This window comes from Aeromonas sp. sif0611 (genome assembly GCF_019218845.1).
GTDB lineage: Bacteria > Pseudomonadota > Gammaproteobacteria > Enterobacterales > Aeromonadaceae > Aeromonas > Aeromonas media.
Map to the genome: position 1 here is coordinate 135,897 of NZ_JAHUWU010000006.1, position 26,263 is coordinate 162,159.

At 60.7% G+C, this 26,263-nt stretch carries 31 protein-coding genes; 15 read left to right on the forward strand and 16 right to left on the reverse strand.

Annotated elements, in window-relative coordinates:
* The 4 genes from KW824_RS15355 to parC all read left to right on the forward strand — a co-directional run bounded on the left by KW824_RS15355 (position 1) and on the right by parC (position 5,469).
* Complete coding sequence (locus tag KW824_RS15355; RefSeq protein WP_218410249.1) at positions 1 to 624, forward strand: NUDIX hydrolase; 624 nt, start codon at positions 1 to 3, stop codon at positions 622 to 624.
* 38 nt (positions 625 to 662) lie between these two features.
* On the forward strand, positions 663 to 1,058 hold the full coding sequence (locus KW824_RS15360; RefSeq protein WP_042649409.1) for a GFA family protein: 396 nt from the start codon (positions 663 to 665) through the stop codon (positions 1,056 to 1,058).
* 139 nt (positions 1,059 to 1,197) lie between these two features.
* The gene (gene parE / locus KW824_RS15365) at positions 1,198 to 3,093 is read left to right on the forward strand and encodes a DNA topoisomerase IV subunit B (protein WP_218410250.1); all 1,896 of its coding nucleotides are present in this window, start codon (positions 1,198 to 1,200) and stop codon (positions 3,091 to 3,093) included.
* Between the two features lie 81 nt (positions 3,094 to 3,174).
* On the forward strand, positions 3,175 to 5,469 hold the full coding sequence (gene parC, locus KW824_RS15370; protein ID WP_218410251.1) for a DNA topoisomerase IV subunit A: 2,295 nt from the start codon (positions 3,175 to 3,177) through the stop codon (positions 5,467 to 5,469).
* A 58-nt stretch (positions 5,470 to 5,527) separates the two neighbouring features.
* On the opposite strand, the gene KW824_RS15375 is transcribed toward parC, so the two are convergent.
* A complete protein-coding gene (locus KW824_RS15375) occupies positions 5,528 to 7,102 on the reverse strand; it encodes a DUF262 domain-containing protein (RefSeq protein ID WP_218410252.1) in 1,575 nt (524 codons plus the stop codon).
* A gap of 351 nt (positions 7,103 to 7,453) precedes the next feature.
* Between KW824_RS15375 and KW824_RS15380 the strand changes: the two genes are divergently transcribed.
* On the forward strand, positions 7,454 to 7,666 hold the full coding sequence (locus tag KW824_RS15380; RefSeq protein ID WP_218410253.1) for a hypothetical protein: 213 nt from the start codon (positions 7,454 to 7,456) through the stop codon (positions 7,664 to 7,666).
* A gap of 109 nt (positions 7,667 to 7,775) precedes the next feature.
* On the opposite strand, the gene KW824_RS15385 is transcribed toward KW824_RS15380, so the two are convergent.
* The 3 genes from KW824_RS15385 to KW824_RS15395 all read right to left on the reverse strand — a co-directional run bounded on the left by KW824_RS15385 (position 7,776) and on the right by KW824_RS15395 (position 9,755).
* On the reverse strand, positions 7,776 to 8,150 hold the full coding sequence (locus KW824_RS15385) for a hypothetical protein (protein ID WP_218410254.1): 375 nt from the start codon (positions 8,148 to 8,150) through the stop codon (positions 7,776 to 7,778).
* A 61-nt stretch (positions 8,151 to 8,211) separates the two neighbouring features.
* Positions 8,212 to 8,463 (reverse strand): hypothetical protein, encoded by a 252-nt coding sequence (locus KW824_RS15390; RefSeq protein WP_218410292.1) that lies wholly within the window; start codon positions 8,461 to 8,463, stop codon positions 8,212 to 8,214.
* Between the two features lie 386 nt (positions 8,464 to 8,849).
* Positions 8,850 to 9,755 carry a LysR family transcriptional regulator gene (locus KW824_RS15395; RefSeq protein ID WP_218410255.1) on the reverse strand — a complete coding sequence of 302 codons (906 nt, stop codon included), beginning with the start codon at positions 9,753 to 9,755 and terminating at the stop codon, positions 8,850 to 8,852.
* A gap of 116 nt (positions 9,756 to 9,871) precedes the next feature.
* Here KW824_RS15395 and KW824_RS15400 point away from each other — a divergent pair, with 116 nt between their 5' ends.
* From KW824_RS15400 to KW824_RS15410, 3 genes are read left to right on the forward strand one after another with little or no spacing between them, the layout of a single operon-like run.
* A complete protein-coding gene (locus tag KW824_RS15400) occupies positions 9,872 to 10,291 on the forward strand; it encodes an ester cyclase (protein ID WP_042649997.1) in 420 nt (139 codons plus the stop codon).
* A 3-nt stretch (positions 10,292 to 10,294) separates the two neighbouring features.
* The gene (locus KW824_RS15405) at positions 10,295 to 11,338 is read left to right on the forward strand and encodes an SDR family oxidoreductase (RefSeq protein WP_218410256.1); all 1,044 of its coding nucleotides are present in this window, start codon (positions 10,295 to 10,297) and stop codon (positions 11,336 to 11,338) included.
* Positions 11,339 to 11,342: 4 nt separating this feature from the next.
* Positions 11,343 to 11,906 (forward strand): histidine phosphatase family protein, encoded by a 564-nt coding sequence (locus KW824_RS15410; protein ID WP_268433699.1) that lies wholly within the window; start codon positions 11,343 to 11,345, stop codon positions 11,904 to 11,906.
* Between the two features lie 251 nt (positions 11,907 to 12,157).
* Here the strand turns inward: KW824_RS15410 and KW824_RS15415 are convergent, their stop codons facing one another.
* Genes KW824_RS15415 through KW824_RS15430 form a run of 4 tightly spaced genes read right to left on the reverse strand, consistent with a single transcriptional unit; the run spans position 12,158 to position 14,670 of the window.
* Complete coding sequence (locus KW824_RS15415) at positions 12,158 to 13,060, reverse strand: hypothetical protein (RefSeq protein ID WP_218410257.1); 903 nt, start codon at positions 13,058 to 13,060, stop codon at positions 12,158 to 12,160.
* 10 nt (positions 13,061 to 13,070) lie between these two features.
* Complete coding sequence (locus tag KW824_RS15420; protein WP_171272741.1) at positions 13,071 to 13,835, reverse strand: hypothetical protein; 765 nt, start codon at positions 13,833 to 13,835, stop codon at positions 13,071 to 13,073.
* Positions 13,836 to 13,847: 12 nt separating this feature from the next.
* Positions 13,848 to 14,378: a hypothetical protein gene (locus tag KW824_RS15425; protein WP_218410258.1), complete on the reverse strand. Its 531-nt coding sequence runs from the start codon at positions 14,376 to 14,378 to the stop codon at positions 13,848 to 13,850.
* A gap of 7 nt (positions 14,379 to 14,385) precedes the next feature.
* Positions 14,386 to 14,670, reverse strand: coding sequence for a DnaJ domain-containing protein (locus KW824_RS15430; protein WP_025325592.1), 285 nt, complete (start codon positions 14,668 to 14,670; stop codon positions 14,386 to 14,388).
* 361 nt (positions 14,671 to 15,031) lie between these two features.
* Here KW824_RS15430 and KW824_RS15435 point away from each other — a divergent pair, with 361 nt between their 5' ends.
* On the forward strand, positions 15,032 to 15,451 hold the full coding sequence (locus KW824_RS15435) for an EF-hand domain-containing protein (protein WP_218410259.1): 420 nt from the start codon (positions 15,032 to 15,034) through the stop codon (positions 15,449 to 15,451).
* An 85-nt stretch (positions 15,452 to 15,536) separates the two neighbouring features.
* Here the strand turns inward: KW824_RS15435 and KW824_RS15440 are convergent, their stop codons facing one another.
* The 4 genes from KW824_RS15440 to KW824_RS15455 are packed head-to-tail and all read right to left on the reverse strand — an operon-like array spanning position 15,537 to position 19,266.
* Positions 15,537 to 16,064 carry a protein disulfide oxidoreductase gene (locus tag KW824_RS15440; RefSeq protein WP_042649991.1) on the reverse strand — a complete coding sequence of 176 codons (528 nt, stop codon included), beginning with the start codon at positions 16,062 to 16,064 and terminating at the stop codon, positions 15,537 to 15,539.
* Between the two features lie 3 nt (positions 16,065 to 16,067).
* Entirely contained in the window at positions 16,068 to 16,799 is a 732-nt protein-coding gene (locus KW824_RS15445; RefSeq protein WP_171272739.1) for a DsbA family protein, read from the reverse strand.
* The gene (locus KW824_RS15450; protein ID WP_218410260.1) at positions 16,796 to 18,838 is read right to left on the reverse strand and encodes a protein-disulfide reductase DsbD; all 2,043 of its coding nucleotides are present in this window, start codon (positions 18,836 to 18,838) and stop codon (positions 16,796 to 16,798) included. The genes KW824_RS15445 and KW824_RS15450 overlap by 4 nt, the downstream gene beginning before the upstream one ends.
* A gap of 50 nt (positions 18,839 to 18,888) precedes the next feature.
* Entirely contained in the window at positions 18,889 to 19,266 is a 378-nt protein-coding gene (locus KW824_RS15455) for a hypothetical protein (protein ID WP_043132532.1), read from the reverse strand.
* A 176-nt stretch (positions 19,267 to 19,442) separates the two neighbouring features.
* Between KW824_RS15455 and KW824_RS15460 the strand changes: the two genes are divergently transcribed.
* The 4 genes from KW824_RS15460 to pspG all read left to right on the forward strand — a co-directional run bounded on the left by KW824_RS15460 (position 19,443) and on the right by pspG (position 21,517).
* Entirely contained in the window at positions 19,443 to 20,171 is a 729-nt protein-coding gene (locus tag KW824_RS15460; protein ID WP_042649987.1) for a 1-acylglycerol-3-phosphate O-acyltransferase, read from the forward strand.
* A gap of 207 nt (positions 20,172 to 20,378) precedes the next feature.
* A complete protein-coding gene (gene pspA, locus KW824_RS15465) occupies positions 20,379 to 21,041 on the forward strand; it encodes a phage shock protein PspA (RefSeq protein WP_218410261.1) in 663 nt (220 codons plus the stop codon).
* Between the two features lie 2 nt (positions 21,042 to 21,043).
* Positions 21,044 to 21,250 (forward strand): PspC domain-containing protein, encoded by a 207-nt coding sequence (locus KW824_RS15470; RefSeq protein WP_042649985.1) that lies wholly within the window; start codon positions 21,044 to 21,046, stop codon positions 21,248 to 21,250.
* A gap of 48 nt (positions 21,251 to 21,298) precedes the next feature.
* Entirely contained in the window at positions 21,299 to 21,517 is a 219-nt protein-coding gene (gene pspG / locus KW824_RS15475) for an envelope stress response protein PspG (RefSeq protein ID WP_005331057.1), read from the forward strand.
* A gap of 70 nt (positions 21,518 to 21,587) precedes the next feature.
* Here pspG and KW824_RS15480 read toward each other — a convergent pair whose 3' ends face one another.
* Together KW824_RS15480 and rarD are read right to left on the reverse strand one after the other, a co-directional pair.
* Positions 21,588 to 21,932 carry a GIY-YIG nuclease family protein gene (locus KW824_RS15480; RefSeq protein ID WP_218410262.1) on the reverse strand — a complete coding sequence of 115 codons (345 nt, stop codon included), beginning with the start codon at positions 21,930 to 21,932 and terminating at the stop codon, positions 21,588 to 21,590.
* On the reverse strand, positions 21,929 to 22,822 hold the full coding sequence (gene rarD, locus KW824_RS15485; RefSeq protein WP_218410263.1) for an EamA family transporter RarD: 894 nt from the start codon (positions 22,820 to 22,822) through the stop codon (positions 21,929 to 21,931). The genes KW824_RS15480 and rarD overlap by 4 nt, the downstream gene beginning before the upstream one ends.
* Before the next feature lie 102 nt (positions 22,823 to 22,924).
* Here rarD and KW824_RS15490 point away from each other — a divergent pair, with 102 nt between their 5' ends.
* The gene (locus KW824_RS15490) at positions 22,925 to 23,536 is read left to right on the forward strand and encodes a uracil-DNA glycosylase family protein (protein ID WP_218410294.1); all 612 of its coding nucleotides are present in this window, start codon (positions 22,925 to 22,927) and stop codon (positions 23,534 to 23,536) included.
* Here KW824_RS15490 and KW824_RS15495 read toward each other — a convergent pair.
* On the reverse strand, positions 23,507 to 24,364 hold the full coding sequence (locus KW824_RS15495; protein ID WP_171275368.1) for a DMT family transporter: 858 nt from the start codon (positions 24,362 to 24,364) through the stop codon (positions 23,507 to 23,509). The two genes, KW824_RS15490 and KW824_RS15495, sit on opposite strands and share 30 nt — an antisense overlap.
* A gap of 91 nt (positions 24,365 to 24,455) precedes the next feature.
* Here KW824_RS15495 and KW824_RS15500 point away from each other — a divergent pair, with 91 nt between their 5' ends.
* Positions 24,456 to 25,373, forward strand: a complete 918-nt coding sequence (locus KW824_RS15500; protein WP_043133046.1) for a LysR substrate-binding domain-containing protein — start codon at positions 24,456 to 24,458, stop codon at positions 25,371 to 25,373.
* A gap of 107 nt (positions 25,374 to 25,480) precedes the next feature.
* On the opposite strand, the gene znuB is transcribed toward KW824_RS15500, so the two are convergent.
* Positions 25,481 to 26,260, reverse strand: coding sequence for a zinc ABC transporter permease subunit ZnuB (znuB, locus tag KW824_RS15505; protein ID WP_005331063.1), 780 nt, complete (start codon positions 26,258 to 26,260; stop codon positions 25,481 to 25,483).
* Positions 26,261 to 26,263 lie beyond the last annotated feature (3 nt).

Here is a 26,263-nt window from a genome sequence, read left to right on the forward strand (position 1 = left end):
GTGCAACCGCCGTTGGCCACCTTTCTGGAACAGGTGCTGGCCACGGCCCAGGCCGGACTCACCTACTCCAACGATCCCTTCGATATCGCCCGCTTCGAGGCGCTGAGAGCGGCCACTACCGCCCTCATTGTCAGCCAGAGCGAGCTGGCGCCCGAGGCCATCGCCCAGTGGATTGCCCTGGATAGTGGCTACCCCACCCCCAAGCTGGATGTGCGGGCGTTGATCCTGGATGACGCGGGCCGGCTGCTGCTGGTGCAGGAGTGCAGCGACGGGCTCTGGACCCTGCCGGGGGGCTGGTGCGACATCGGCGACTCGCCGGCGGGCGCAGTGGTGCGCGAGGTGAGTGAAGAGACCGGCCTCGAATGCCGGGCCGTGCAACTGCTGGCCTTGTTCGACAAGCTCAAGCACCCCCATCCGCCGCAACTGCCCCATGCCCACAAGGCCTTCTTCCTGTGCGAGGTGACGGGCGGATCGCTGCTCACCGAGACTGACGAGACCCAGGGTGCGGCTTATTTCCCCATCGATGCCCTGCCCGAGCTCTCCCGTCACCGGGTTGTGGAGTCCCAGCTGCGCAGCCTGCACGACCATGTGCGGCAGGGGCGGCGCCACACCCTGTTTGACTGACACACCCGGGACGCTGAGCCCGGTGGCAAGGAGGCCATATGATCAAGCGCATCGGCAACACCCTCATCCAGGGGAAACACAGGGCCAGCTGTCATTGCGGCGCCGTGGTGCTGGAGCTCAGCCTGCCACATGGGGTGGTGGATCCCCGCCGCTGTGACTGCTCGCTCTGTCGGCGGCGGGGGGCCATTGTCGCCTCGGTGCCGCTCTCGGGCATCCGCATCCTGCAGGGAGAGGCCGAGCTTCGCTGTTACCAGTTCAACACCCATACCGCCAGGCACTACTTCTGCGGCGTCTGCGGCATCTACACCCACCATCAGCGCCGCTCCAACCCGGCCGAGTACGGCTACAACCTCGCCTGCCTCGAGGGAGTCAACCCCTTCGCGCTCGGCGAGGTGCCGGTGCTGGACGGGGTCAATCATCCCGCCGATCGTTAAAGCAACGCCGGCTCCGGCCCGGCCCTTTCCCGAAAAATGGCAGGGTACCTGTCCAGATCAAGCTTTCTGTGCTGGGAGTTTGTTCTGCCCCCGCCGAGCAGTTAAGATTCCCTCCAAACGTCAATTCGCAAGGCCCTCCATGTCCACTCAATACAATGCGGATGCCATTGAGGTCCTCAATGGCCTCGAACCGGTGCGTCGTCGCCCCGGCATGTACACAGACACCACCCGGCCCAATCACCTCGGCCAGGAGGTCATCGATAACAGCGTCGACGAGGCGCTGGCGGGCCATGCCCGCACCCTGGAGGTGACCCTGTATGAAGATCAGTCCCTCGAGGTGATCGACGACGGTCGTGGCATGCCGGTCGACATCCACCCGGAGGAAGGGGTATCCGGGGTGGAGCTGATCCTCTGCAAGCTGCACGCGGGGGGCAAGTTCTCCAACAAGAACTACCAGTTCTCCGGCGGTCTGCACGGGGTGGGCATCTCGGTAGTGAACGCCCTGTCCGATCGGGTCGAGGTGACGGTACGCCGGGACGGCCAGGTCTATGACATCGCCTTCGAGCGAGGCGACAAGGTACAGGAGCTGACCATCACCGGCACCTGCGGGCGCCGCAACACCGGCACCCGGGTGCGCTTCTGGCCGCAGGCAAGCTATTTCGACTCCCCGCGCTTCTCGGTCTCCAAGCTGGAGCACCTGCTCAAGGCCAAGGCCGTGCTCTGCCCCGGCCTCACCATCAAGTTCCTCGACAAGAACACCGGCATCAAGCTCGAATGGTGCTACGAGGATGGCCTCAAGGATTACCTGATCGATGCGGTCAAGCAGTTCACCTGCCTGCCGGAGCAGCCCTTCGTCGGCGCCTTCAGCACGGATCAATCGGCGGTGGACTGGGCCCTGTGCTGGCTGCCGGAAGGGGGAGAATGCCTCGCCGAATCCTATGTGAACCTGATCCCTACCGCGCTCGGCGGCACTCACGTCAACGGCCTGCGCCAGGGCCTGCTGGACGCCATGCGCGAGTTCTGCGAGTTCCGCAACCTGCTGCCTCGCGGGGTGAAACTCACCCCGGAAGACATCTGGGATCGCTGCGCCTACATCCTCTCGGTCAAGATGCAGGATCCCCAGTTCGCCGGTCAGACCAAGGAGCGGCTGTCGTCCCGCCAGAGCTCGGCCTTCGTGTCGGGGGTGGTAAAGGATGCCTTCAGCCTCTACCTGAACAGCAACACCGAGCTGGCGGAGCAGATAGCCGAGATCTGCATCAGCAGCGCCCAGCGCCGGATGCGCGCCGCCAAGACGGTGGTGCGCAAGAAGATTACCCAGGGACCGGCCCTGCCCGGCAAGCTCACCGACTGCAACTGCGCCGACCCCATGCAGGGCGAATTGTTCCTGGTGGAGGGTGACTCCGCGGGCGGCAGCGCCAAGCAGGCGCGGGATCGCGAGTTTCAGGCCATCATGCCGCTGCGCGGCAAGATCCTGAACACCTGGGAGGTGGAGGCCGGTCAGGTGCTCGCCTCCCAGGAGGTGCACGACATCTCGGTGGCCATCGGCCTAGACCCGGACTCCGAGGATCTCAGCGGCCTGCGCTACGGCAAGGTGTGCATACTCGCGGATGCGGACTCGGACGGTCTGCACATCGCCACCCTGCTGTGCGCCCTCTTCGTGAAACATTTCCGCACCCTGGTCAACAAGGGCCACGTCTACGTCGCCATGCCGCCGCTCTACCGGATCGACATCGGCAAGGAGGTCTTCTATGCCCTCGACGAGGACGAGAAGAACGGCGTGCTGCAACGGGTCGAGGCGGAGAAGAAGAAGGGCAAGGTGATGGTGACCCGATTCAAGGGGCTGGGCGAGATGAACCCGAAACAGCTGCGGGAGACCACCATGGACCCCAACACCCGCCGCCTGGTGCAGCTCACCATGGGCGAGATGGAGGAGGGGGATGAGACCCTGCAACTGATGGACATGTTGCTGGCCAAGAAGCGTGCCCCGGATCGCCGCGAGTGGCTGGAAGAGAAGGGCAACCTCGCCATCATCTAAGCCGTCGACTGGCCCGCGCGGGTCAGCAAGTATCAGCCGGAGTCGCCCAGGGGCGGCTCCCGAACCGAAAGAGATAATCACATGAGTGATGCTATCGAGCTCAGTCTGGACGGGGTAGAGCGCCAGCCCATGCGCGCCTTCACCGAGCAGGCTTACTTGAACTACTCCATGTACGTCATCATGGATCGGGCCTTGCCGCATATCGGCGACGGCCTCAAGCCCGTGCAGCGGCGCATCATCTACGCCATGAGCGAGCTGGGGTTGTCGGCGCTGTCCAAGCACAAGAAGTCCGCCCGTACCGTGGGTGACGTGCTGGGTAAGTACCACCCCCATGGCGACAGCGCCTGTTACGAAGCCATGGTGCTGATGGCCCAGCCCTTCTCCTACCGCTACCCGCTGGTGGACGGTCAGGGCAACTGGGGGGCGCCGGACGATCCCAAATCCTTCGCCGCCATGCGTTATACCGAGGCGCGGCTGTCGCGCTTCTCCGAGCTGCTGCTCTCCGAGCTCGGCCAGGGCACGGTGGAGTGGACACCGAACTTCGACGGCACCATGAAGGAACCCGTGGTGCTGCCCGCCCGCCTGCCCCACATACTGCTCAACGGGGTGACCGGCATAGCTGTGGGCATGGCGACCGATATCCCGCCCCACAACGCGCGGGAAGTGGCTTATGCCTGCGCCGAGCTGCTGGACAACCCCAATGCGGGGCTCGATGCCTTGATGGCGCACATTCAGGGACCGGATTACCCGACCAACGCCGAGATCATCACCCCGCGAGACGACATCCGCAAAATCTACGAGACCGGCAAGGGCTCCATCAAGCAGCGGGCGGTGTGGAGCGAGGAGGATGGCGACATCGTCATCACGGCGCTGCCCCATCAGGCCTCAGGTGCCAAGATCATGGAGCAGATCGCCGCCCAGATGGTGGCGAAGAAATTGCCTATGGTCACCGACCTGCGGGACGAATCTGACCATGAAAACCCGACCCGTCTGGTGATCATTCCCCGCTCCAACCGGGTGGATGTGGAGGGGCTGATGGCCCACCTGTTCGCCACCACTGACTTGGAGAAGAACTATAGGGTCAACCTCAACATCCTGGGGCTGGACAACAGACCCCAGGTGAAGACCCTCAAGATGATCCTCTCCGAGTGGATCGTCTTTCGCCGCGAGACGGTGCGTCGCCGTCTGCAATATCGCCTCGACAAGGTGCTGGCCCGCCTGCACATCCTCGAAGGCTTGCTGATTGCCTACCTCAACATCGACGAGGTGATCGAGATCATCCGCACCGAGGATGAGCCGGGCAAGGTGATGGTGGAGCGCTTCAACATCAGCGAGACCCAGGCCGAGGCGATCCTCGAGCTCAAACTGCGCCATCTGGCCAAGCTCGAAGAGTTCAAGCTGCGTGCCGAGCAGGAGGAGCTGGCCGAGGAGCGCGACAAGCTGGAACTCATTCTGGGCTCCGAGCGTCGCCTCAACACCCTGCTCAAGAAAGAGCTCTTGGCGGATGCCGAGAAGTACGGCGACGATCGCCGCACCCCCCTGGTGGAGCGCGCCACCGCCGTGGCCCTGACCGAGAAGGAGCTGACCCCGAGCGAGCCGGTGACCGTCATCCTCTCCGACAAGGGCTGGGTGCGTGCCGCCAAGGGCCACGACGTGGACGTGGCCGGACTCTCCTACAAGGCGGGGGATGGCTATCTCGCCCACGCCTGCGGGCGCAGCAACCAGCAGGCGGTGTTCCTCTCCACCCTGGGGAGAACCTACGCCCTTGAATCTCATACCTTGCCATCTGCGCGCAGTCAGGGGGAGCCGCTCACCGGCCGCTTCGCCCTGGGGGCGGGGGAAGAGGTGCGCCATCTGGTGATGGGCAACGAGGGGGAGCCGTATCTGATCGCGAGCGACGCCGGTTACGGCTTCGTCTGCAAATATGACGACCTGATTGGCAAGAACAAGAACGGCAAGGCGCTGCTCACCGTGCCGGAAGGTGGCCAGGTGATGGCACCCCAGAAGATTGGCTCGCCAGAGACCGATCTCTGCATGGCCATCTCCAACGAGGGGCGCATGCTGCTGTTCCCGCTCAGCACCCTGCCGGTGCTCGGCAAGGGCAAGGGCAACAAGCTGATCAGCATTCCATCGGCGCGGGTGAAGGCACGGGAAGAGTTTATGGTGATGGCCGCCATTATTCCGCAGGGGCAATATGTCACCCTGTTTGCCGGCAAGCGCAAGCTGACCCTCAAACCTTCGGATCTTGACTACTACCGTGGCGAGCGCGGCCGCCGCGGCGCCAAGCTGCCCCGTGGTTTGCAGCGGGTCGATCGCATCGAGATTGAACCCGCCGCCGGTGCAGAACCGGTTGCGGGGGAAAATCAGGAAGGTTAATAAATAGAAAGGGCGCGAAAGCGCCCTTCATTATGATGACCGCTGAGATTAAAACCAGTTACTGTATATACCCAGTATCTATCAGTCTTTGTGCTTTTTCTTTTAGGAGCTCTATTCTGGAATTTATGAAATCTTGGAACTTCATATTTCCAACTCGTGCGTTACTAGGTATTAATGCTGACTGAAATATATCATTTAAATGTGCGGGCGGAATATCTTTGAAGTAATCGCTAGGGTTTTTATCGCTAATTATATTATTTTCAGAGGCGGCTAGGAAACATATGTTGGCAATAACATTAGCCTCATGGAAAGTAATTCCTTGGGAAGCTAAAAATGCTTTTGGATATATGTGGTGAAATTGTCTGGCGTTATAAGCAGATAAAACATTACCTAAATCTACTTCAGAGCCAGTTAAAAATGAGCGCGGCCGCATCTGAGCCATTAAGCATAGGGCTGCCTTCGCAGCAGTAGAGTTAATTCTCCAAGTGCTATTAAATAAATCAGGTTTAACTGTTAGTGTAGTAGAATCGAAAGGTGTATCTCCTTCTGATATCTTTTTTATTTTCCCTAAATCTTCTAAAACTAAGCGATTAGTCCCGGCTTTATATCGTAGTGTGAGGGCGCACTGCCAAAACCATTTTCTTATCTGAGACAATTGGTCTGAAGTGGGGTGTTTGATAAGAGCATAAAAATTAACAATAGGTATGAGCATAATTGGGAATGGAAGGAATATCACATTTTTTATTTTTAGCTGCCCTTCAAGGAAGTCTACAGCTGACATTACAGCACTTTTAAGTGTCTCCATCCCTTTGACCAGAACATCTGGGCTTACATCGACCAAGTCATCTGAATCTATTGTTCCGCATGTGAGAGATGCCAGCATTCTCATTAGAAGTGGCTGATCTATTTCTTCATAGCCTTTATCAGATAGTAAATCTAATAGATTATCTATTTCTTGACGAAGATCGAACTGATCTGACCAAGTCCAAGCTGTTAATAATTCTAAGTTACTTAGTGGTGTTCCAGAGGAGTTTATTCTCTGGAAGATGCTACATACTTCTTTATTGCTCCGCTCTCTAATTGTAACTATAGGGAATTCATAATCTTTAAATGACTCGGTTAGCTTCCCTATCTTCACTCTATTATCTTCATTAAACCTTGATAGCTCCACTAAAAGTTTAGTTGTATCAAGAATTGTGTGTAAATGTATTTTTTCTTTTCCGCCTGCGGCGGAATGATGAACAAAAACATCTTCATCTGGGATATAGCAAATGTTGAATCTGTCAGCTAGTGCCGCATCGGAAGTATTTCCATCCGAGTGAAAGACCCCATAAAGTGTCGTCAGTCTCTGTTGACCATCTAGAATATAGTTTACTGGATAATCTTCAGGTGTTTCTGGAAGCATGAACCCACCTACATTCCGCTCATGCTTTAATTCTTCTTTGGTGGACCACATTAGGAGTGAGCCAACGGGATATCCACGGTATATTGAGTCAAGCAAGCTGATTATCTGTTCATCATTCCAGATATACTGACGTTGAAAAACTGGTATTTTAATATTTCCGCGTTCTACATCAGATAATAGTGATGCGAGTCGAGGGCTGGATGGAGTGATTCTGCTAGATGATGCCATGTGCATTGACCTTCTTAATTGATTTAGCTCCGTTGCACTAAGCCCACGAAGTAACACGGTTGAGCGGCAATAGTACGGAAGCTATTCTAACAGACTTAAATGACCCTTTGTCGTAACAATTGTGTTGCATCTCAAAATTGGCCCTGCACGATGGATCGTTAGTCTGATTAGTGAAGCGTGATTAGAGGTTCGCGAACACCGGCTGCAGCTGTTTTGCAGGCAACCTCTCTTCTTGTCCCTTTTCCACTCACCACGGTGCCGATGGTGCGGACGATTACGCTGCGTTAATCGACCCTACTCCTCCCCACTCGCTAAGCTTGAAAGGAACAGCACAGTGCCAGGAGGCCAAATATGGAAACGGAGAAAGCCATCGGGCTCATCGAGGCCCACGGGGCCTTTCACGGGGATCACTACAGCTTCAACAGCGACGAGTTCGTGCAGTGGTGTCAGCAGGATGCCCACCAGACCCTCAGCCTGGAGCAGGCCAATCACGAGCTTGCCCCCTTCTGCATCCGGGTCGGCTACGCCGAGCCGATCAGGTCGTGGCGTTACTATCTCACCTGACGCGGGCAAAGGGGTTACAACCGCCTCGCCTGCCATCTGCGGGGAGCATTGAAAAAGGAGCCGGCAAGGCTCCTTTCTTGTGATGATGCCAGGCGAGATCGCGAACCCCTCAGTTATTGAAATTCCAGGCGATGGGCAACTCGATATCGAACGTCAGCTGATCCCCTTCGAGGCAAAAGGGCAGGTCGATCTGGTGCTGATCATATTTGTCGACGATAAGGCAACCCTCGAAGAAGTTGGACTCGTAGCCGAGGTGGGCCAGCCCCTGGATACCACTCTGGTCAAGTTCGATGCCCAGCACCCGAGGCGGGTGCTCCTGGCTCAGGTGGACACCGGGGTTCCCCTCATCCACCAGCCGCTCCAGCAGGGGGAAGAAGTCCCGCTTGTGGGCCTCTATGGCCAGGGCGATGGCCTGCGCCAGCTCGGCCTGGCTGGCGAAGGGGCTACCGAGTCGGTATTGGGTCTGGATCCTTTCCTGAGTCATGGTCTGCTCCTTGGCCCCTTCGTCGGAGGGCCGTCTATGGGTGATCAAGGCGTATGCGAAATCAGGCGGGGATGCGGCCGTTGCGCACCAGGGCCCGGCGGATGTTCTTGCACATCTTGCCGAAGCGCTGGATCTCGTCGAAGCTGGGCGGGATGCCGCGTTCGATCTGGTATTGCCAGTAGGAGAGGTCGGTGTCCACCAGCTCCATCAGCTTCTTGGGGCAGCCGATGCAGGTGTTGTCTGGTCCACATTTGAAGGTATCCGGCTGATAGAGCGGGAATTCTTGCTTCACGGCGTCGATGATCTGCTGCATCGCGGTGATCCTGTCCGGCTTTCTGCCCATGGCTCTTCCCCTGCGGTCGTATAGGGGAGTCATTATATCCCTGACAAACTGTGGGCCAATGACGCTTAGGAGGTAGTCCGGCTGCGCCTACTGCCCGGCAGATGGCCCAACGCCCGGCAAGCCGGGCGTTGTGGGACGACGGTGTGAGCGGTAAAAATGCGCCCTAGAAGTCGTGGTAGAGCGGCCAGCCGGGCAATGTGCTCGATACGGCGGGAGCCAGGAGTTAGTCATCAGCATTGATAATGGTCATAGGCTTCGCGCGTGTTGATTTTGTTTGGCGATAAACGAGATCACAAACGAAGTATTTTTATATCTATTTCAATTGGTTGAGTCTAAATCTCCTGTATATGACGCACTCATTTCGGCGCGACTCCCAAGAGGTGATCGTCGACACTCTTCATGGACAGGGCTTCAATGAGAACCTTCTCCAGGATGACAAAAAAACATTTGATGTGAGCCTGTTTCAATACCTGTGGCCGGGTCACCAGATAGACCTCCATATCTGGAAGCTGGAGTTCCGGGAACAATTCGATCAGATCCTTCGCCAGAATACGGGGCAGCACCGCCACGCCCATACCTCGCCTCACCGATTCGAGCTGAACCGAAAACGAGTTCACGCTGATCGGCGTGTGGTCCAGACCTGCGGCCTTTGCCGCACGCATTTGAGGCAACATGTCCAGCGGAGGAAGCAGGCCAATATTGACCGCAGTGGCTGGAGTCAGCCCCGGAAACCGCTTCAGATAAGCTGCATCGGCGAAGACACCATAAGCGAGCCTGTCTATGAAGCGATAAATAAGCGAAGGTTCGCCCAGATGAGTCGTGCGTACAGCAATGTCTGCGGCACCGCGGACGATCTTGTGAAAATCGGCTGTGACCAGCAACTCCACCGAGCATCGCGGATGTAGAGTGGTGAAGCGACTCGCGGCCTCCAGCACGCAAGACGAGAATCCCTCTCCTGCACTGACCACGATATTGCCAGATAGCTCTGTGTGCGGATCAGATATGCCCGTAACGGTTTGACGTCTCAAGCCTGCTTCTGCAGCCAGGGCAACGTCCACGAGGGATTGGCCTCGTGGGGTCAACCTGCATCCTTCAACTCCCCGCTCGACGAGTGGCTCGCCCAGTGCGCCTTCAAGCTGAGTCAGCCGTCGCGCCACAGTAGAGGCTGCGATCCCCAGCAATTGGCCAGCCTGAAGAAAGCTGCCACGTCGCGAGACTGCCAACAACAGGCGAAGATCGTCCCAGTTTGCTTGCAAAGCCATGCTCCATATCTTGCCTGATCTGCAAATTTGCAAAGCCATTATGCAGTAGTCGCTGTTTTTAGATAGCGGCGTCAACGGTATATCTACACTCCCTCGAAAAGAATGGAATGGACTGTATGACAACTGGTTCCAATGGCTATGCGGCACGCGCCGCCAGCGCCTTTAATCGCCGAGACCTGGAGGCGATGCTTGCACTGGTTTCCGAAGACGTTAGCTACTTCGATGGCATAGGGATACAAACAGGTCGTGAGGCCATGCACAAGCGAGAGCTCGCGCTACTCGAAGCATTCCCCGATGCCAAAGTGATCTTGAGTCCATTTGTTGTCACTGACGATCGTTTGGCACTGATCGTCTTCCTGACCGGCACCTTCACGGCACCATTAGTGCTGTCAGACCGGGTGATTCCACCTCATGGGCGCCACATTACCTTGTATTACGCCGCACACCTCACCTTCAGAGACGGCTTGGTCATACGTGAAGAAGTTTTCTTCGACCGTGTGGTATTGATGCCGTTAGCCGATCAGAGTGAGGGGTGATACATGCATAACACATTTGTCACTGGCGCGACCGGCTTGCTGGGCAACAACCTGGTGCGTGAACTGGTCGCTCGTGGTCACGCAGTCAAAGCCCTGGTTCGTTCAAGAGCCAAAGGTGAACAACAGTTCAAGGATCTGCCGGGTGTGGAACTGGTGGTGGGTGACATGGCTGATGTCGACGCGTTCGCTGCGTCGCTACAGGGCTGTGATACGGTGTTCCACACTGCAGCGTACTTTCGCGACAGCTACAAGGGTGGCAGTCACTGGGAGGAGCTCGACAAGATTAATGTGTCCGGTACACGGAACCTGCTTGGCCAGGCCTACAGCGCTGGCATAAGACGGTTTATCCATACGTCTTCCATTGCCGTGCTCGACGGCGCACCCGGCACGTCAATTGATGAAAGCTGTCTGCGGGCCGACGCTGACGCGGATGACTATTACCGCAGCAAGATCCTCGCCGACCGTGTCGTCCTGTCGTTTCTGGAAAACCATCCCGAGATGCATGCCTGCATGGTCCTGCCTGGCTGGATGTGGGGTCCTGCCGACATTGGCCCGACCTCCTCGGGACAGTTGGTCAACGATGTCGTACGCGGCAAATTGCCCGGACTTATCCCCGGTAGCTTCTCCGTTGTCGATGCCCGCGATGTGGCATTGGCGCTGATCGCTGCAGCCAGGTATGGGCGCCGGGGTGAGCGCTATCTCGCTGCGGGCCGGCATATGACAATGCGTGAGCTGATACCTGTTCTTGGGCGCATCGCTGGCGTCAAGACACCCGTTCGACAACTACCGCTGCCCTTTTTATACGCCTTGGCGGCGGTGCAGGAGATCTACGCGCGTGTTACTGGCAAGCCCATTCTGCTGAGCATGGCTACGTTGCGCCTGTTGATACGAGAGAAGGATCGCACCTGCTTCGATCACGGCAAGAGTGAGCGAGAGCTTGATCTGCGTTTCCGGGCGTTGGAGCAAACCATCACCGACACAGTGGTGTGGTACCGTGATCACGGTTGGTTTGGAACACATCAGGACAAGGGCGTAAACGGACAGTAAGACAGTGAGCAGAAAAATAATCCTGATGCGTCACGGCCAGCCCAAGCTGGCCGCAACCGACAAAATGTCAGCGCTCGAGATGAAAGATTGGATCGAGCAGTACGACAGCTCCGACATTACCAAGCACCCCGTCCCGGAAGCCAGCAAGCAACTCGCCACCACCGCCAAGGTGATAGTCTCGAGCAACCTGCCTCGTGCGCTGACCTCAGTTCAGGCTCTCGGCCTGAAACCCGCCCTCGTCGACGGGCTATTTCGTGAAGCGCCACTGCCTTATGGCCACTGGAGACTGCCACGGCTATCGCCGTTTGTCTGGGCGTTTATCCTGCGAATCTTATGGTTGTGGGGTTACTCACATGGAGTCGAATCTGTCGGCACTGCGAAGAGGCGCGCCAGCACTGCAGCTCAACGACTTCAATCCCTTGCCAGCGAAGGACCGGTGCTGCTGCTCGGTCATGGCTTTATGAATCGAATGATCGCCAGACAACTGGAGGCAGATGGATGGACTCGCCAAACAGGTAACGGCAGCCAATATTGGAGTGCGACTGTGTATCAAAATGACAGTATTTAAGAGGTGAGCGCTTCTGTTATACAGGGATCGGCGACCCCCTTCGAAACTGACTGGGCCGATACGGGTATGGTTGCAATGACCTGCGAGCGTTCCGAGAGGAGCGCTCGACGCCTCACAATTGGGTTGGTTGTACGTTAGTGCTTATATAGGGGCGTGTTCTATTGGCAGTGCTTGCTTACTGCCAGGCAGATGGCACAACGCCCGGCAAGCCGGGCGTTGTGGGACTATGGTGTGGGCGGTGAAAATGTGCCCTAGAAGTCGTGGTAGAGGGGCCAGCCGAGCAGGGGGTGCCTGAGGCCGGCGCGCATCTCGATGTTGTCGAGCTTCTCCGGCGAGGCGTTGTCCCGTTGCAGTTGCTGATACTGGCGCACAAACCCCAGGGTGTGCAGCAGGTTCGGCACGAAGCCCGGGCTCAGCTCCTGGCGCAGGGCGGCGGCCATGTCGGCGGGCAGCTCGGCGAGCATCAGGGCAAGCTGGGCGGCGAGATAGTCGGTATCGTACCAGGCCTCGTCGAGTTCAATCTCCCGCGCCAGTTTGCGCTTGAGATCCTGCTTCACCTTGAGGGGCGCGGCGCCGCTGCCCTTGCCGCAGAGGATGCGGTAGAGCAGGGCCTCGGCCAGCTTGTCCTCCATGGTGGGGTGATCGCTCTCGCTGGCGAAGAAGTGCTGGTCGATGAGCCCCATCAGGCGGACCTTGTTGTGCTCGGCCAGCGCCTTCTCGTACTCCTGCCACCCTTGCCACTCCTCGATGTCGGGGGGGCTCGAGATCTTGTCCAGCAGCCTGGCATCCACGTCACCGTAGAGGCTGTTGCCCGTCTGCCTGGGGCTGACGGAGATCAGCATGGACCAGCCCTTCTGGAACGGCTTGATGGGTCCCTCCGGCGCCTGCAGCAGGGCCAGCGCCCGGGCATTGTCGCGCCCGGAGAGCTCCTGCAACCCCAGGCTCACCACGCCGATGACGTCGTGGGCGGCCTGCTCCAGCAGGTGCATCTTGTACTTGTTGTAGTACTTGTCGGCGAACTTCAGGCTCATCAGCACCGCCTTGCCCTTGATGGCGGCAAGCTGCTGGTCGCTCAGGCGTTCGTTGTCGCGGCCAAAACGCAGTACCTGGGTGAGGAAGGGGCCTTCGTTGGCCTCGCGGATGACTAGCTGCATAGGGCTCTCCTCAATCCAGGAAGCTGAACATGTCGTCCACTTCGTCGTACTCGTCGCTGACCTGGTTCTTCTCCTTGGCCTGCATCACCAGCTCGTTGGCGAACTTGTTGATGATGCCGTCCCAGGTGGCGTTCTCGCTGCGCAGCAGCGACTTGATCGCTTTCTCCACCTCGGGAGCCTGCTCGCGAATGAGCATCAAGAGGCTTCTCGGGTCATCCAGCGGGTAGTCGTGGGCATCCTCGCTCTGCTGGCGCTCGCTGTAGGCGAGGGACTCCTCGAGATCTTCCTCTTCGGCGTGCAGGGCGTCGCGATAGCCCTCTTCATCCTCGTAGCGATCGCCGCGATAGAACTCGATGAAGGGGATGGCGAGGTAGAAGAGCCCGGCGGGATCGTCGGCGATGCACTCCAGGATCTCGCGCTGCTTGGCCTCGCTGTCCTGGGTGCGGATCAGGTAGTTGAGGAAGTCGAAGGTGTGCTGCTGCAGCTCTTCGGCATTGTTCTTGATGGCCTCTTCCCAGTAGAGCGGCTGCTGGCAGACGATGTCGCGGATCCGCTCCGGGGTCATCAGCTCGGAGATAATGGACGGGAAGGAGATGTCGTGCTGGCCGTTGATCTGGGTCAGGGTGACGATATCAATGTTTTCAATCACTTCGGCCAACTGCTCGTCGGACATGGTCTTGGCGATCAGCTCGAACTTCTCGCTGGCCTGTTTCGGTTCGACCACGGCCAGCTCTTTGATCTCGATGGCGGTAATTTCTATCAGACTATTGCTCATGCCTTGCCCCAATTAGAAACGTACTTCGTCGTACATGTCCTGATCGTCTTCCTCACCCTCGCCGCCATGATAGTCGGCGTCGGCATCTTCCCCGTCTTCCTCTTCTTCGTCCCGCAACTCGTAGTCGTCATCGGCACGGCGGCCACCGCGGGGCAGGGGATTGTCCAGCAGATAGAGCACGGCGCAGGCTTCGATCAACTGTTCTTCGCTCTGGGCCCGCACCGCCTTGACCAGCGGCAGATCGGCGTTGTTGAACGCCACCGATACCTTAAACGCGTCCCATGAGGGTTGTACGCCGTCGGCGAGCCACCTGGCCCACTCCGGTTTCGCCTTGGGCGGGAACTGTACCCGGCCATAGAGGGCGAGCGGCAGGTATTCGGGCATGAACTCCAGCATGCTGATATCGGCCAGCAGCAGGGCCTTCATCTTGCTGGTGAACTGCTCGAGCGCCTTGGGCTGATCCTGATCCCGGTAGGATTCGATGTTCTCGCCCGCGTCACTCATCAGCGCTTTGATGCGCGCCTGGTCCCATTTTTTTTGCATAGCGCCCTCAGGGGTAGAATTGGTCCCACATCTCCTGCATGGCAGCAGCGGGATCGGTCACGATGACGTTGTTGAAATCCTTGATGAAAGCGGCTCTCGCCTTGGGATCGGAAAGTACCTCGTAGGCCTTCTTCACCTGATGCAGCTTGATGGCTGCCTGCTCTTTCTCTTCTTCGCTCGCCCCGTGCAACTTGTCGGGGTGGTACTGGTTCGAGAGCCGTCGATAGGCTTTCTTGATGTCGTTTTCGCTGGCGTTGGACTTGACGCCCAGCACCCGAAAGTAGTTGTTCATGGCAGATCCTGCATCACTGGCATCATCAGAGTCACAATGCTGGCGCCTGATGGGGCTTGGGGGAACCAGGCACGGTAAAAACCCGTCATTTTAACGGAAACTACCGGCCACCGCCATGAATAGGACACGAGATGACGGCAGCCCGGGACGGGCACGGATCCCGCTCGTCACGGAGCGGCTTGTCAGCCCTGCAGACATGGAGGGCCCGGCATGGGGACTACACTGACAGAGGGTATCCGTGACGGGCGACAGTGTACTCATGCTGGAACCACATCGTCGGGCGTGCATGTGACAAGGATCCTGCCCTGGGGATAGGCATCAGGACCCGGCAAGGCCGGGGCCATCACAAGGAATAGACATCATGTTCAAACGTTATCTTCTGCCTCTGGTACTGCTGGGCGGTGTCGCCATCGCCGCCGATGAGAGTCTCGATGAGCCGCTGGTGATGCTCAAGGGGGATATCACCAAGGCCCAGTTCATGGAAAGAGCCGAGCAGCGCTTCGCCCGGCAAGACAGCAACGGTGATGGCACCCTGTCGGTTGCCGAGAAAGAGGCCGCCATGGCCAAGATGCAAGAGGCGATGAAGCAATCGGGCAAGGCCATGCCGGGCAAGATGGGCAACATGAAGCCGATGCAGGATACGACCAAGGCGCAGTTCATGGAACGCCATGAGACCCTCTTCACCCGTCTGGACAAGAACGGTGACGGCGTGATCGACGAGGCCGAACGGGCAAACGTCAAGGCCCGGCTCGGCCAGGGGATGATGTCCCCGGCGCAATAGGTCTGAGCCTTAAGTGAAGGGAACCACCTTCAAGATGAAAAAAGAGCCCGGTAGTCATACCGGGCTCTGCTCATTGTGATGGGGCTCAAGCCAGCCAGCTGGCCCACAGCAGCCGTAGCTGTAAGCCCCAGCGACTGCTCCAGCCCGTGGTGCTGCTCACCACCTTGCCGTCCTTGAGGATGAGGAAGCTGGGGGTGACGTTTACCTGCCAGCGGGCGGCGAGCGTCCCCTGCTCATCGTTGTGAGTCGGGAAGCTGAGCCCCTTTCTGGCCATGCCCTGTTGCAGTCTGGTGTTGTCACCGGAGCGCAGCGCCACCGTCAGCACGTTCTCGCCGTCTTGCCAGAGCTGCTCCACTGCCGGGGTCGTGAAGCGGCAGACGGCGCACCAGCTGGCCCAGTAGTAGATCAGCAGCGGCCGCTCCCGGCTCATGGCCTGCAGGTCGGCCCGGGTGCCATCTTGCAGGGTCAGCACTGGCAGCGGGCTGCCCTCCGGCAGCGCCGGGCTGCGCCACAGATCCAGCACGGTCGAGAGGATCAGGGCAAACAGCAGCAGCCAGAGCGCCTCCTTGCCCCAGCGTCGCCAGCGGGGTCTGGGGGTTGCCGTCTCGGTCATTCGTTACCCCAGTTTCGCCAGTTCAGTTTTCACGAGCTGTTCGAGCTGCTCGTAGGGGAGGGCGCCCGGCACCAGCTGATTGCCGATCAGGGTCGCCGGTGTGCCCTGCACCCCCAGCAAGGTGCCGATACGCAGACTATTGCGCAGCTCCTCTGTGGCCTTGCCCTCGGGTTTGAGCGCCACATTGCCGGTGGCTGCCAGCGCCTTGTTGATGTCCGCCTCGGTCAGCATGCCTTGCTTGCTCATCAGCTTGTCGTGCAGAGCGAGGAAGCGGGCCGGATCCTGCTGCCACAGGGTCAGGCTGTACTGGGCCGCCTTGGCGGAGGTCTGCCCCTTGAACGGCAGCAGCTTGATCACCAACCCCAGATCGTTCGGATAGGCCTTGAGCAGCTTGGCCACCGCGGGGTCGAACTGCTTGCAGTAGGGGCAGTTGTAGTCGGTGAAGAGCACCAGGGTCAGCTTGGGGTTCTTGGCCCCCAGGCGCGGGCTGGTGGCACTGTTGAACAGCACGTCCTGGTTGCCCTTGATGAAGTCGCCGAGCTGGGCCGCCTGATCCGCGGCGTTCTGTTTCTCCCAGGATTCGGCCGCTTCATCCAGGATCTTCGGGTTCTGGACCAGGGTCTCGCGGATGAGCTCCTTGATGCGGGCCTCCTGCTCCGGGGTGAAGGGGGCGGCGTGCAGGGCCGGGGTCAACAAGGTGCCCAGCAGGGTCAGGGCGAGCAGGGTCGGTTTCATTTGGTTTCTCCTTGAGAGGGGGCAATACCGGCTTGCGACAGGGTGGCAAGCAGGGTCGATCGGTCCAGCAGGGGGGAGAGGATCTCGCCATCCGTCAGGCCGGGCCCGTAGATCTGGTTGAAGGGAATGGCCACGCTGCCGCGCTGGCGCAGGAAGCTGGCGATGGTGTTGGAGGGGCGACTCCAGTCCCCGCGCAGGGCCACCACATCGGGGGCGCTCAGGGCCTGTTGCACATCATCTCGCAGCAGTACGTTGAATTTGTTGGCTTTGCAGGTGATGCACCAGTCGGCGGTCACATCGACGAAGACTCGCTTGTTCTGAGCCAGCGCCAGCGCGATGGCCTGCTCCGAGAGCGGCTGCCAGTCGACCCTGTCCTGCTGGGGCTTGCCGTCCAGGGTGAAGGCGCCACCGAGCAGCATGGCCCCGCCAAGCAGGCAGCCCAGCGCCAGCACCAGGGTCAGCGTGCGTATGCCGTGGCGCCACACCACGGCCAGCAGCAGGGCGACCAGCATCAGCGCCATCAGGATCAGCATCCAGAAGGGGCCAACGTGGTTGCCGAGCAGGCTGAGCAGCCAGAGGCTGGAGCCCAGCATCATCAGGCCCAGCAGGGTGCGCAGGCGCCCCATCCAGCGGCCCGGCTTCGGTAGCCAGAGCGCCAGGCGGGGGACGGCGGCGATCAGCAGCCAGGGCAGGCTCATGCCCACACCGAGCGCAGTAAAGATGAGCCAGAGCTGGCCGAGCGGCGCCCCGAGCGCAAAGGCGACCGCAGTGCCGAGGAAGGGCGCTGAGCAGGGGGTGGCCAGCAGGGTGGCAAAGCAGCCCTGCAGGAAGTGACCCCCCAGCCCCTGGCTGCCGCTGGTGGCCAGGCGGGTATTGAGGTTGCTCGGCAGCCGCAGCTCGAACAGCCCCAGCAGGTTGGCGCAGAACAGCGCCGTCACCACCACCATGAAGCCGATAAACCAGACGCTCTGGAACTGTATGCCCCAGCCGACCGCTCCCTGGGTGGCGCGCAGCAGGGTGCTCATCAGCGCCAGCGCCCAGAAGGAGACCAGAATGCCGGCACTGGCCGCCAGGAATTGCAGGCGCACCGGGCGGCGTTCCTGGTTCTCGAGCTGCAGCACCGACCCCAGCTTGAGGGCCAGCACCGGCAGCACGCAGGGCATCAGGTTGAGGATGAGGCCCCCCAGCAGCGCGGCTCCCAGCAACCAGAGCAGCGACTGGCCGCAGCTCGGCAGGGTCAGGGGGTCACCTATGCTGACCTCGCTCTGCCAGGCCTGCTCGCCGCTTGCCAGCACCAACCCGAGCCGCTGATGACGGATATCGGGGGCATCCCCCTGCCAGCCATCGCTGACCGGAATGCGGGCGATCAGGGTGTTGCCCTGGACCTCCAGGCTGGGCTCGCCAAATTCGGCCCCCTCCAGGCGCTGGAGGAAGACCTGGGGATCCTGCCAGCCCTGGGGATTGTCGGCGGTCAGTTGCAGCTGGTTTTGCTGATAACCCGCTTTGAGGATGACGGTATCCGGCAGGGTTTGTGGCAGCTTGCTCATCGCCTTCGCATAGGCAAGGTCGAACCCGTCAGGGGCAGCGCCGTCCAGCGCCAGGGTGAAGGGGTAGTCGGTCAGGATGCAGACGTTGCTGCAAGTCGAGAGGCGCAGGGTACCCGTCAGCGCCTCGCCGCCGCTGCGGGTGAGGCTGATGGGAAGGCTGACGTCCCCCTGATAGCCCTGGGTCGAGATGCCGCTGACGTCGAACCGCCTGGGCACTGGCCAGTGCCACTGCGCCGCCGGCTCGGGCTTATCCCAGAGGATCTCGGGGGCTATGCCGCCTTCCCCCGGGTTCTGCCAATAGGTTTTCCAGCCGGATTCAAGCTGCAGGCTGAGCAGCACCCGTGGGGCGGCGGGATCCCGGGTGTCAGCTTGCAGCCGCACCTTGGCGTGATCGTTCTGGGGGCTGGTGAGCCAGCCGGTGTCGCTGGCCAACCCAAAGGATTGCCACAGCAGACCGCTCAGCAACAGGGCGGTCTTGATGATGTTTGACATGTGTTTGTCTCTTGAAAATGAAAGTCAGGGTGGAGAAAACCGCCGCAGACTCATTCCCGCCAGACGCAGAGGGTGAGGTGCAGTCGCCGTTCGGGGGGCGAGATATTGATGGGAGGGGGAAGCGCAGGGGCGCGGCGCGACAGGGGCGCCAGCAGGGCAATCACGAAGGCAATGGCAAAGAAGATCTGCTCGGCGCAGAGCAGGTTGGCGGCACTGAGCCACTTGCCGTTGAGCTGGCAACTGCTGGGCTGGGGCGTCGAGGCTTGCCCCTCGTCGGCATCGGCGCTGGACGAGGGGAGGGGAAGTGCCTGGCAACTCAGGGCCTGGTCGAGCTGTGCCAATCTGGCCAGCGGCTGGGCCGCACAGTTGAGCACCAGGATGCAGACCAGCAGCAGGAGTCTTGTCGCCACGCGTTGTCGCAAAATCATGCTCGTCCTACCCTGTTGAATGGGGCATATCCTATCGATCAATGGTGGCGCGAGCAAGCCAGCGGGATTCGATGAGAGCACGTGCTCCATCTGGGGTGGTCGGTTCTGTCTGGCGAACGCTTGTTCGCTAAAAGGGGGACCAGTATACTGCGCCGAGTCAAATTCCGAGGTGTTCGATGCTCAAAATTGCCCGTGTGCTGCTGCTTACCCTGCTGCTCATCTTCTGGTTCGTGTTTGGTTTGTTGCTCTGTCTGGTGCGTCCGCGCCACCCCAACAACGTCTATGTTTTCGCCCGCATGTACCATGCCGTCTGCCCGCTCATCGGGCTCAAGGTCCGGGTCACCATTCCGGACGAGGTCAAGTCGGTGGGGCCTGCCGTCTATGTCTGCAATCACCAGAGCAATTTCGACATCTTCACCGTGACCGGTGCCGTGCGCCCCGGCGTGGTGGCGGTGGGCAAGAAGAGTCTGCTGTGGCTGCCCTTCTTCGGCCTCATCTTCTGGCTCTCCGGCAACGTGTTGATCGACAGATCCAACCGCTCCCGCGCCATCGGCACCATAGGCCAGGTGGTGGATCGCATCAAGCACCACGGCACCTCCATCTGGATGTTCCCGGAAGGGACCCGCTCCCAGGGCCGCGGTCTGCTGCCGTTCAAGGCCGGCGCCTTCCACACCGCCGTCCAGGCCGAAGTGCCCGTGGTGCCCATCGTCTGCTCCAGCTACTTCGGTCAGGTTGACCTGAACCGCTGGGACAACGGCGAGGTGCTGCTGGAGATGCTGCCCCCCCTGTGCAGCAAGGAGCACGGCGCCGCCGGCATCCGCGATCTGTCGGATACCTGCCGGGCCAGGATGGAAGCCAAGCTGGCGGAGCTGGATGGCAAGCTGGGCCATCGCCCGGCCGCCTGAGGTTGAACCCAACTGCATGAAGGGAGCCGCTGGCTCCCTTTTTTATTGGTTAAAATCACCACGCCATTGGCAATTTTCACCAACTCATGGCCTTGAGATGGCAATGCCAAGTCTCCATCTATCTGTAAAACAACAATAAATCATCTTGGCACGGCTCTTGTAATGCCATGGGACGAGAGTGACATCCCATCAACAAGGAGCCAGACCATGAGCGTATTCAGCCGCCTGACCGACGTGATCAATGCCAACCTGCACAGCCTGCTCGACAAGAGTGAAGAGCCGGAGAAGATGCTGCGTCTGATGATCGAAGAGATGGAGCAGGTGCAGATCGAGATGAGAACCCAGGCCGCCCGCGTCATTGCCGAACAGAAACAGCTGGAGCGCCATCAGCAGGCGCTGCGCCACCAGATCCAGGAGTGGTCTGCCAAGGCCGAGCTCGCCATCCAGAAGGGACGTGAGGATCTGGCCCGTGCCGCCCTCACGGAGAAGCTGGCCGAGGTCAAGAGGTGCGAGCAACTGGAGCAGGACAAGGCCCGGGTGGCCGAGGTGCTGGCCCAGCTCACCGCCGACAGCGAGCGGCTGGCGACCAAGCTGACCGAGGCTCGCGAGAAGCAGAAGATGCTGACCCTGCGCGAACAGACAGCCCACAGCCGGATCCGTGCCCGCGCCCAGGTGGACAACCAGCGCATGCATGAGCTGATGGCCCGCTTCGACGGCTTTCAGGGCCGGGTCGATCAGCTGGAAGCCCAGCTGGAGGCAGCCACTCTGGGGCAGAATCCCTCGCTGGAGGCCCAGTTCCGCGAGCTGGAGTTGAACGACGAGATTGAGCGCGAGCTGGCTCGCCTGAAAAGCCGGAAGGCGGAGGCATAACCATGAGCCCCTGGCCCAAAGATCTGGCCCATCGCAAGCTGACCGGGGTCTGTGCCGGTCTGGCCAGGGGGCTTGGGATCTCGAGGGTGACGGTGCGGGTGCTGGCCTTGCTGGCGCTTATCCTGATGCCGCCCCTGGCCCTGGCTCTCTATCTGCTGGCGGTGCTGGTGATGCCGCCCCGTCGTGAATTGAAACGCTGGCTGGACTGATCCCCGGATCAGACCCGCTGGCCACTGCAAGCCTGTGAGGAGCACAACATGCTGGAATTTATCGTCTTGATGCTGGTACTGGTGACCATGGCGCTGACCGGGTTTACCGTGCTGGCCATGCTGCTGGTGAGCGGGGTCTTCGTGCTGTTTGGCGCCCTGGCCGGCATGTTTGCCCTCATCATCAAGCTGGCGCCCTGGCTGCTGCTGGTGCTGGCGGTGTGCTGGTTGCTCAGCAACAGGCGCAAGCAGTCGAACACCTACCGTTAAGCCTCCCTGCTATCGGATCCTTCCTTGGCCGCTGCTCCCAGCGGCCTTTTTTATGGCGGGAGCGACTGGTTCAGGGGGATGGATCTATGGGGGCCGTATCGGCGCTCAGCCAGGGTTGGCTCCAGTCGTGCCAGAGTCCGGGGTCGAGCACCAGGCGCTCCTTGAATGCCTTGCTCTGCTGCTTGAGGCGATACTCGAGGCGCAGCGCCGCGCCCTTGTCCGCCACCCCCTGGCGCCAGACCAGGGTCAGCGGCCCCTTGCCACGCAGCGCTCGGGCACCCTTGCCGCTCTGGTGCTGGCGCAGTCGCCGCTCGGGATCCGTGCTGATCCCCGCATAGAGCGAGCCCGCGCCGGTGCGCACCAGATAGATAAACCAGTTAGTTGCAGGTTTATCGGTACAGATGTCCGTCGTCACGACTCTTTCCACTGGACCCGGTCGCGCCTGAGCCGATGCAGGGGCAGCAGGCTCACCAGCAGGCCGGCCCAGACGAAGGCGAAGCCCACCGACTTCACCGGATCCGGGATCTCCCCAAACCAGAAGATGGCGAGCAGGAAGGCGAGGCTCGGCTCTATGTATTGCAGCAGCCCCACAGTGCTCATGCGGGTGCGTGCCACGGCGTAACAGAACAGACCTACCGGCAGCAGGGTCGCGGGGGCGCTGCCCATCAGCAGCAGCTTGTCGGCCCAGTCCCCGGCCATGAACTGGCTCATGCCGTGCAGGCCCAGCCAACCGAGGATCAGCAGGGCGACGGGAAGTTGAACCAGAGACTCGAGATAGAGGCTGATACCGGCATCGTGGCGCACCTTCTTCTTGATGAGACCGTAGAAGGCGAAGTTGGCACCCATGATGAGGGAGAACCAGGGCAGCTCGCCGTAGGAGAACAGCATGTAGGCCAGCCCCGCCAGGGCCAGGGCGACCGCCAGATGTTTCTGGGGGGTGAGCCTCTCCTTGAGGAAGAGCACGGCGAAGGCGATGTTGAACAGCGGCGTCATGAAGAAGGCGAGGCTGGTGGTCAGCACCTGGCCCGTGGTCAGGCACCAGGTGAACATGCACCAGCTGATGGACATGATGGGGCCCGCCAGCAGGATGAGGCCGAGCTGGCGGGGCTCGCTGTGCAGGCGTGCCCAGGGTACCCGTACCCCGAGCAGCAGGAAGAGGCCGCCCAGCAGGACAACAGACCAGAGCACCCGGTGGGAGAGCAGCTCCCACATGTTGATCTCGGGCATGAACTGGTAATAGAGGGGCAGCATGCCCCAGAGCACGAAGGAGAGGGCCGCACTACCGGGGCCCAGCCAGTTCTTCATCGCTTTCCGTTTATTAAATTAAACAAATGTGGCCGCATGATAAGTATCTGCCGCCGGTTCCACAAGCGGGATCCTGCCGGAAAGTCTGTTACCATCGGTACCATGAACCGACTCGATATCCTGTTTGAACAGATCCGGGCCTGCCGCCTGTGCGAGGCCCACCTGCCGCTCGGGCCCAGGCCGGTGATCCGCGGCAGCGAGCGCGCTCGCCTGCTGATCATCGGGCAGGCGCCCGGTACCCGTGTCCATGCCAGCGGCATCCCCTGGGATGATCCCTCCGGCGATCGGCTGCGCCACTGGCTCGGGGTGGACAAGGCCACCTTCTACGACGAGTCCCGCATCGCCATCATGCCGATGGGGCTCTGCTACCCCGGCAAGGGCAGGTCGGGGGATCTGCCGCCGCGCCCAGAATGTGCGCCCACCTGGCACGACAAGGTGTTGATGCTGTTGCCCAACATAGAGCTGACCCTGCTTATCGGCCAGTACGCCCAGCACTACTACCTGCGTGATGCGGGCAAGGACTCGCTCACCGAGACGGTACGCAACTGGGCTGACTATGGCCCGTCCTGGTTGCCGTTGCCGCATCCGTCCCCGCGCAACACCTTCTGGCTCAAGAAGAACCCCTGGTTCGAGCAGGAGGTGATCCCTCATCTGCAGCAGAGGGTTGCCCCTTGCTGCTTTGATTCAGACTGCCGGCTCTGCCAGCGGTTTTGACTTGCCGCGCGCCATGGCGACCAGCGGCAGTATGATGCACAGGCACCCCAGTAGCAGCGGCAGACCGGGCTGCTCGTCGAACAGCCAGACCCCGATGGCGACCGCCATCAGCAGGCCCGTGTACTCCGCCGAGGCGATCTTGCTCGCCTCCGCCTTGCGATAGGCCACCACGCACAGCCCCGCATAGACCATGATCAGCGCAGAGGAGCCGAAGGCGGGCCACCACATCTGCCATTGCCAATACCCCCCTTCCCACCACGCCAGCGCCAGAATGAAGGGCATGCTCAGCACGTTGGTGAAGAACAGGGTCTGGGCGATGGGCTGCTTGAGCGGGATCCGCTTGATCAGCAGGTTGTTGACCGCCATGGAGAGCGCCACCCCGAGCGCCGCCAGGGCGGCCCAGTTCACCTCGGTCGGGCGCAACACGATCAGCACACCGATGAAACCGAGCATGGCCGTCAGCACCTTCTGGCGCGACAGTGCCTCCCCCGCTAGCCACACCGCCAGCGGCACCATCAGCAGGGGGGCCGCATAGAAGAGGGCGTTGGCGGTGGCCAGTGGCAAGCGGGTGAGGGCGACCACCATCAGGCAGACACCGACCGCCCAGATATGGGCCCGCAACAGGTGCCACTTGATGGCTACCGGCGGGTTGCGCCGCCAGGACCAGAGCAGCCAGGGCGCCAGCAGGAGGGCGGCGGAGAGCTGGCGGAAGAAGACGAACTGGAACACCGGCTGGCTCGGCTCCAGCACCTTGACCAGCGCATCGGAGAAGACCGCCACCATGTTGCCCAGCACCAGATAGAGGATGCCTATTCCGACTGCGTTCATACCACCTCCAGATTCAGATGAGGTGAGGGTAGCCCGCGCCTAGTTATCCAGTAAAATGATAAAAAGTCACCATGCATGAGAATTTTGGATAATGAAACTGCCCCCCCTGCGTGCCGTTCAATACTTCGAGGCGGTTGCCCGCCTGCTCAGCTTCTCCCGCGCGGCCCTGGAGCTGAATGTCAGCCAGAGCGCGGTCAGCCACCAGATCCGCCTGCTGGAGGACTTTCTGGGGGAGCGGCTGCTGTTGCGCCAGGGTCGGCTGTTGTCGCTGACGCCTCAGGGGGAGATTTATTTCGAGGGGATCTCCGCCGGGCTCGGCCAGATCGCCCAGAGCAGCGAGCAGTTGCGCGGCGGCGGCGAGATGCGGGTGCGGCTCGCGGTCTACAGCTCGTTTGCGGTGAAGTGGCTGATCCCCAGGCTGGCCGGGCTGCGCCAGCTCTACCCAGAACTGGATCTGAGTCTGGAGATGGTGGCGGAGGACCCCGAACTCTCCGATCGGGTGGCGGATGGTTTCATCACCGTCTCCCCAGAGGGGCCCGGCTACCTGCACGATCTGCTTTACCGGGAGCGGCTGATGCCGGTGTGCAGCCGGCGCCTGTGGCAACAGGTGGAGGGAGAGTGGCCTGCGGCCTTGTGGCAACTACCGCTGCTCTCCATCCAGGCGATTTACAAGGAGAAGGGGGAGGACTGGCGGCGCTGGGCCGAGGTGGGCGGGCTGACCATCCCCCCCGTGGCGAGGATGCACCACTTCAGCCACATCCTGCTGGCGTTGGAGGCCGCCAGCTGGGATCAGGGGGTGGCGCTCATCAACGACTACATGTTGCAGCCGGAGGATCCCGGTCTGGTACGATTGCCGCTGCACGCCCTCGAAACCGGCGACAACTTCTATTTCGTTTGCAAACGCTCGCGCGCCCATGAACCCGCCATCAGTCGGCTGCGACAGTGGCTCTGGCAGGAGGCGCAGGCGAGCCTGCGTCCCGGGGAGAGCGAGCCCCTCAGACGTGTTTGACCTGGCTCGGGATAAAGAGGCTGGTGGTACAGACCTGGATCAAGGTGCCGTACTTGGGAGTCTCCTGATAACGTTGGAGAACCCACCGTTATCAGGAGCTTTGGTGTTTAAGCTCGTTTGAACTGGCTCAGGATGAAGAGGCTGGTGGCACAGACCACGACCGAAGGGCCCGCCGGTGTGTCCTGGTACCAGGAGAGGGTCAGCCCACCCAGCACCGCCAGACAGCCGATCAAGGCGGCAAAGCCGGCCATCTGCTCCGGCGTCTGGCTGAAGCGCCGGGCGGTGGCGGCGGGGATGATCAGCAAGGATGTGATGATGAGCGCCCCGACGAACTTCATCGCTACCGCTATCACCAGGCCAATCAACAGCATCAGCACGCAGCGCAGCACGTCGACCCGCACCCCTTCCACCCGCGCCAGCTCCTCCGAGATGGTCATGGAGAGCAGGGGATCCCACAGCCGCCACAGGGTGAGCAGCACCAGGGCTCCGCCGCCGTAAATCCAGAGCAGATCCATGGGCTGCACCGAGAGCAGGTCGCCGAACAGGTAGGCCATCAGATCCACCCGCACGTTGTCCATGAAGCTCAAGGTGACCAGGCCGAGCGACAGGGCGCTATGGGCCAGGATGCCGAGCAGGGTATCGGTCGCCACCTGCTGGTTGCGGCTCATGATCACCAGCAGCATGGCCATGGCGAGGCAGCAGACCACCACTGCCAGGGTGAGATCCACCTGCAGCAAAATACCCAGCGCGATGCCGAACAGGCAGGCATGTGAGAGGGTGTCGCCAAAGTAGGCCATCTTGCGCCACACCACGAAGCTGCCGAGGGGCCCGGCCAGCAGGGCGATGCCGAGGCCGGCCGCGAGGGCATATAACAGAAAGCTGTCCACTTG

What these genes read in the sequence shown, in the direction of transcription:
- KW824_RS15360 (WP_042649409.1), top strand. Translation starts at nt 663, where the DNA reads ATGATCAAGCGCATCGGCAACACCCTCATCCAGGGGAAACACAGGGCC.
- parE (WP_218410250.1), top strand. Translation starts at nt 1,198, where the DNA reads ATGTCCACTCAATACAATGCGGATGCCATTGAGGTCCTCAATGGCCTC.
- parC (WP_218410251.1), top strand. Translation starts at nt 3,175, where the DNA reads ATGAGTGATGCTATCGAGCTCAGTCTGGACGGGGTAGAGCGCCAGCCC.
- KW824_RS15375 (WP_218410252.1), bottom strand. Translation starts at nt 7,102, where the DNA reads ATGGCATCATCTAGCAGAATCACTCCATCCAGCCCTCGACTCGCATCA.
- KW824_RS15380 (WP_218410253.1), top strand. Translation starts at nt 7,454, where the DNA reads ATGGAAACGGAGAAAGCCATCGGGCTCATCGAGGCCCACGGGGCCTTT.
- KW824_RS15385 (WP_218410254.1), bottom strand. Translation starts at nt 8,150, where the DNA reads ATGACTCAGGAAAGGATCCAGACCCAATACCGACTCGGTAGCCCCTTC.
- KW824_RS15390 (WP_218410292.1), bottom strand. Translation starts at nt 8,463, where the DNA reads ATGCAGCAGATCATCGACGCCGTGAAGCAAGAATTCCCGCTCTATCAG.
- KW824_RS15395 (WP_218410255.1), bottom strand. Translation starts at nt 9,755, where the DNA reads ATGGCTTTGCAAGCAAACTGGGACGATCTTCGCCTGTTGTTGGCAGTC.
- KW824_RS15400 (WP_042649997.1), top strand. Translation starts at nt 9,872, where the DNA reads ATGACAACTGGTTCCAATGGCTATGCGGCACGCGCCGCCAGCGCCTTT.
- KW824_RS15405 (WP_218410256.1), top strand. Translation starts at nt 10,295, where the DNA reads ATGCATAACACATTTGTCACTGGCGCGACCGGCTTGCTGGGCAACAAC.
- KW824_RS15415 (WP_218410257.1), bottom strand. Translation starts at nt 13,060, where the DNA reads ATGCAGCTAGTCATCCGCGAGGCCAACGAAGGCCCCTTCCTCACCCAG.
- KW824_RS15420 (WP_171272741.1), bottom strand. Translation starts at nt 13,835, where the DNA reads ATGAGCAATAGTCTGATAGAAATTACCGCCATCGAGATCAAAGAGCTG.
- KW824_RS15425 (WP_218410258.1), bottom strand. Translation starts at nt 14,378, where the DNA reads ATGCAAAAAAAATGGGACCAGGCGCGCATCAAAGCGCTGATGAGTGAC.
- KW824_RS15430 (WP_025325592.1), bottom strand. Translation starts at nt 14,670, where the DNA reads ATGAACAACTACTTTCGGGTGCTGGGCGTCAAGTCCAACGCCAGCGAA.
- KW824_RS15435 (WP_218410259.1), top strand. Translation starts at nt 15,032, where the DNA reads ATGTTCAAACGTTATCTTCTGCCTCTGGTACTGCTGGGCGGTGTCGCC.
- KW824_RS15440 (WP_042649991.1), bottom strand. Translation starts at nt 16,064, where the DNA reads ATGACCGAGACGGCAACCCCCAGACCCCGCTGGCGACGCTGGGGCAAG.
- KW824_RS15445 (WP_171272739.1), bottom strand. Translation starts at nt 16,799, where the DNA reads ATGAAACCGACCCTGCTCGCCCTGACCCTGCTGGGCACCTTGTTGACC.
- KW824_RS15450 (WP_218410260.1), bottom strand. Translation starts at nt 18,838, where the DNA reads ATGTCAAACATCATCAAGACCGCCCTGTTGCTGAGCGGTCTGCTGTGG.
- KW824_RS15455 (WP_043132532.1), bottom strand. Translation starts at nt 19,266, where the DNA reads ATGATTTTGCGACAACGCGTGGCGACAAGACTCCTGCTGCTGGTCTGC.
- KW824_RS15460 (WP_042649987.1), top strand. Translation starts at nt 19,443, where the DNA reads ATGCTCAAAATTGCCCGTGTGCTGCTGCTTACCCTGCTGCTCATCTTC.
- pspA (WP_218410261.1), top strand. Translation starts at nt 20,379, where the DNA reads ATGAGCGTATTCAGCCGCCTGACCGACGTGATCAATGCCAACCTGCAC.
- KW824_RS15470 (WP_042649985.1), top strand. Translation starts at nt 21,044, where the DNA reads ATGAGCCCCTGGCCCAAAGATCTGGCCCATCGCAAGCTGACCGGGGTC.
- pspG (WP_005331057.1), top strand. Translation starts at nt 21,299, where the DNA reads ATGCTGGAATTTATCGTCTTGATGCTGGTACTGGTGACCATGGCGCTG.
- rarD (WP_218410263.1), bottom strand. Translation starts at nt 22,822, where the DNA reads ATGAAGAACTGGCTGGGCCCCGGTAGTGCGGCCCTCTCCTTCGTGCTC.
- KW824_RS15490 (WP_218410294.1), top strand. Translation starts at nt 22,925, where the DNA reads ATGAACCGACTCGATATCCTGTTTGAACAGATCCGGGCCTGCCGCCTG.
- KW824_RS15495 (WP_171275368.1), bottom strand. Translation starts at nt 24,364, where the DNA reads ATGAACGCAGTCGGAATAGGCATCCTCTATCTGGTGCTGGGCAACATG.
- KW824_RS15500 (WP_043133046.1), top strand. Translation starts at nt 24,456, where the DNA reads ATGAAACTGCCCCCCCTGCGTGCCGTTCAATACTTCGAGGCGGTTGCC.